Annotated in this window: 2 protein-coding genes; both read right to left on the bottom strand. The window is 41.6% G+C overall.

What is annotated here, in order from left to right:
* Positions 1-206 (bottom strand): hypothetical protein (locus HT688_RS11860; RefSeq protein WP_345789456.1); only part of this gene is annotated, 206 nt, incomplete at its 3' end.
* A 96-nt stretch (positions 207-302) separates the two neighbouring features.
* Positions 303-1,499 carry an elongation factor Tu gene (gene tuf, locus HT688_RS08140; RefSeq protein ID WP_001040724.1) on the bottom strand — a complete coding sequence of 399 codons (1,197 nt, stop codon included), beginning with the start codon at positions 1,497-1,499 and terminating at the stop codon, positions 303-305.
* Positions 1,500-1,662 lie beyond the last annotated feature (163 nt).

The following is a 1,662-nucleotide window of genomic DNA, read 5'->3' as shown; positions in this document are numbered from 1 at the left end:
TTATCTACAACCTCAAAACCATGTTTTGAGCTGACTTCGTCAGTTCTATCTGCAACCTCAAAACAGTGTTTTGAGCTGACTTCGTCAGTTCTATCTGCAACCTCAAAACAGTGTTTTGAGCTGACTTCGTCAGTCTTATCTACAACCTCAAAACAGTGTTTTGAGCAGCCTGCAGCTAGCTTCCTAGTTTGCTCTTTGATTTTCATTGAGTATTAGTTCAATATCTGAAAAAAAGAACCTTGCAAAGCAAGATTCTTTTAGTGTCTGACTTAAATAATTGTTCTTCTGGGAACTAAATCGAATTAAGCTTCGATTTCTGTAACCATACCTGAACCAACAGTACGTCCACCCTCACGGATAGAGAATGTAGTACCTTGTTCTACGGCGATTGGGTGGATCAACTCAACGTCGATTGTCACGTTATCACCAGGCATTACCATTTCAGTACCTGCTGGAAGTTCGATTGAACCTGTAACGTCAGTAGTACGGAAGTAGAATTGTGGACGGTAGTTGTTGAAGAATGGAGTGTGACGTCCACCCTCTTCTTTAGTAAGGATGTAGACTTCACCTTTGAATTTAGTGTGTGGGTTGATTGAACCTGGTTTAGCGATAACTTGTCCACGTTCGATTTCATCACGTTGAACACCACGAAGAAGGACACCTACGTTATCTCCGGCAAGACCTTCGTCAAGTTGTTTACGGAACATTTCAACACCAGTAACAACTGCTTTTTGAGTTTCTTCTTTGATACCAACGATTTCGATTTCGTCGTTGACTTTAACGATACCACGGTCGATACGTCCTGAAGCAACTGTACCACGTCCAGTGATTGAGAATACGTCTTCGACTGGAAGAAGCAATGGTTTGTCAGTGTCACGTTCTGGTTCTGGGATGTACTCATCAACTGTGTTCATCAATTCCATAACGATGTCTTCGTATTTAGAGTCACCTTCAAGAGCTTTAAGAGCTGAACCTTGGATAACTGGAAGATCGTCACCTGGGAAGTCGTATTCTGACAATAGGTCACGGATTTCCATTTCAACCAATTCAAGCAATTCTTCGTCGTCTACCAAGTCAACTTTGTTCATGAAGACGATAAGGTGTTTAACACCAACCTGACGTGAAAGAAGGATGTGCTCACGAGTTTGTGGCATTGGTCCGTCAGTTGAAGCTACTACAAGGATAGCACCGTCCATTTGAGCGGCACCAGTGATCATGTTTTTAACGTAGTCCGCGTGTCCTGGAGCGTCGATGTGAGCGTAGTGACGTTTTTCAGTTTCGTACTCAACGTGCGCAGTGTTGATTGTGATACCGCGTTCGCGTTCTTCTGGAGCAGCATCGATAGACGCATAGTCTTTAGGTTGGTTAACTGATGAAGGCAAGCGACGTGCCAAAACAGTTGTGATAGCTGCAGTTAGGGTAGTTTTACCGTGGTCAACGTGTCCGATAGTACCAATGTTAACGTGTGGTTTACTACGATCGTATTTTTCTTTTGCCATTTGAGTAAAAGCCTCCAATAAAATATATTTTATAGATAGACCGTAGGCAATACAGTCTAACTTTCCTTACTATTTTATCAAATTTCAGCTAAATTGCAAGTGTTTTACAACGTTTTTGTGAATTATTCTTGGTAAAAATTTAACTGAAAGTTCTATAATGAAG

It is taken from the genome of Streptococcus sp. 1559 (assembly GCF_013276735.1).
Taxonomy (GTDB): Bacteria; Bacillota; Bacilli; order Lactobacillales; family Streptococcaceae; genus Streptococcus; species Streptococcus pseudopneumoniae.
This window is presented reverse-complemented; position numbering and strand designations above follow the sequence as displayed.

Excerpts from the sequence above, each read along its gene's own strand:
- tuf (WP_001040724.1), bottom strand. The coding sequence starts at position 1,499 with ATGGCAAAAGAAAAATACGATCGTAGTAAACCACACGTTAACATTGGT.